The following is a 922-nucleotide window of genomic DNA, read 5'->3' as shown; positions in this document are numbered from 1 at the left end:
CTCTATGGTCCTTTACAGCCCTAATTGCACTGTCGCGCCCAGTACTTGGTCTGCACTACCCGAGTGACGTTCTGGTGGGTGCTGGCCTTGGACTCGCACTTGGTCTGCTCGGTCACGCGAGTTTAGTGGCGTTGTACTAAACCGTTTACCGAGTAATTCGCATTGGCATCCTGCATGGTGTTACGCCGTCATCATTTTGTAGCAAATCGTTCATCTTTCTGTCTTTTAACCTCGCTAATTTGAGTCCATGTATAACGACATTAAAACATTCAGTCCGGTAAAGGGAGCGCCCCTCAGGGGAACGCTAAATTTCCTAGTGACAAACTACATACCACGTGCTTTGAGCACACGACTAATGGGCCGTCTAAGCAAGGTTGAAAACCCCTTATTCACGCGCATCGCCTTAAGTACGTGGCAGTATTTCAGCGATGACATGCGTTTACATGAAGCGACCGAGAAAAGCTTTAAGAGCGTACATGCTTGCTTTACCCGTGAGCTCAAACCAGGTACGAGGCCAATTGATTCTGCAGAAGATCGTCTCGTCAGCCCTTGCGACGCTCAGATAGGAAGCTTCGGGAAGATTAAGAACCTGCAAGCGCTGCAAATCAAAGGCATGCCCTACGAGCTTGGCGAACTAACACAGGGAGCGATTGATCTTGAGCCCTACCAAAACGGGCGCTTTATTACGCTTCGATTGAAATCTAGCATGTACCACCACATGCACTCTCCCGCTCGTGGCGAGGTAGACAAGCTGCATTACATTTCCGGTGACACGTTCAATGTTAATCCTCCAACGCTTAAACGCATTAACCGCTTGTTCTGCCGCAACGAACGCGCAGTGATCGAAATAAAGCCCACCAATTTTGAAGGACGCATCGCGATGATCCCTGTCGCCGCGATTTTAGTCGCCAGTATGCGGTTC

Annotated in this window: 2 protein-coding genes; both read left to right on the top strand. The window is 49.7% G+C overall.

All coding sequences use genetic code 11. From position 1 onward, the window contains the following. Nucleotides 1–140, top strand: a 140-nt coding sequence (locus tag A3751_RS23755) for a phosphatase PAP2 family protein (RefSeq protein ID WP_156492668.1), incomplete at its 5' end; no start/stop codon positions are given. Nucleotides 141–247: 107 nt separating this feature from the next. Further along, the coding region (asd, locus tag A3751_RS19925; protein ID WP_156492667.1) for an archaetidylserine decarboxylase at nt 248–922 on the top strand (675 nt) is incomplete at its 3' end.

The organism is Oleiphilus sp. HI0080 (assembly GCF_001635135.1).
Note: the sequence above shows the minus strand (reverse complement) of the source record. Positions and strands in the feature narration are given on the sequence as shown.